At 26.5% G+C, this 855-nt stretch carries 1 protein-coding gene and 1 pseudogene; both read left to right on the top strand.

The window, feature by feature from the left end:
- Positions 1-261: 261 nt before the first annotated feature.
- On the top strand, positions 262-396 hold the full coding sequence (locus OL66_RS04490; protein WP_274518124.1) for a hypothetical protein: 135 nt from the start codon (positions 262-264) through the stop codon (positions 394-396).
- A gap of 34 nt (positions 397-430) precedes the next feature.
- Positions 431-855, top strand: a pseudogene (locus OL66_RS03150) (hypothetical protein); the annotation flags it as partial.

Raw genomic sequence — 855 nt, 5'->3', positions numbered from 1 at the left:
ATGAAACTATCTTAAAAAACCTGATTCATTAATTTATTTAGATATTGACCCTTTTATCGGAAGAACTAGAAAGAAAAAACAAAAAAACCATCAAAGAGATCTCATTGAAAAACAATCATTAACCTATTTTCAAACTGTTCGTCAAGGATACAATCATTATTTAACTCATTATACTAGTGACATTAAGAAATTAATCTTAAATGGAAGTGATCCCATTACATCTAATATTCAAAAAATTATGAAATATCTAGGAGAAAGATAATGGCCATTGTTATTAAGAAAAAATGTCAAAACGGTAATCTTTATTTTTATTACCATAACGGAAAAATTAAAACCATCAAACCTGATGGGACTGTTACTTGGAAAACGAAAAAAATTAAGAAGAAAAGACCTTAAAAAAAGGTCTTTTTTTCTTGAGAAAGGAAGCAAAATGTTAAATAACGAAGATTTTTACCACATTAAACAATTCAATATTAACACTCAATGTGTTGATATTTTAAAAAAACTTTTTCATAAATCATCATTTTCACTTAATTTTAATGAATATATGTGTCATCATCACCATCTACTCAATCAATATTTAACTGATAACAACTATCACTCTCAAAGCCAAAAAGTCATCCGCGGTAAAATCAATGAATATCTCATTTTATTCTATTTTCAAAACCAAGGAATCATCAATTTATATCCTCAAGCTTATTTATTTTTTATCCCTGACATTAAATTTGATTTAGTGTTATTTACGAAAAATAAAAGGATTGTCGCTTTTAATTTTAAAACATGTCTTCGTGATCGCTATAAACAAGCCATGGTAGAAGCCCAACAACTAAAAAAAATCGATACTCGTTTTGAATT

This window comes from Chrysanthemum yellows phytoplasma (assembly GCF_000803325.1).
Taxonomy (GTDB): domain Bacteria; phylum Bacillota_I; class Bacilli_A; order Acholeplasmatales; family Acholeplasmataceae; genus Phytoplasma; species Phytoplasma asteris.
This window is presented reverse-complemented; position numbering and strand designations above follow the sequence as displayed.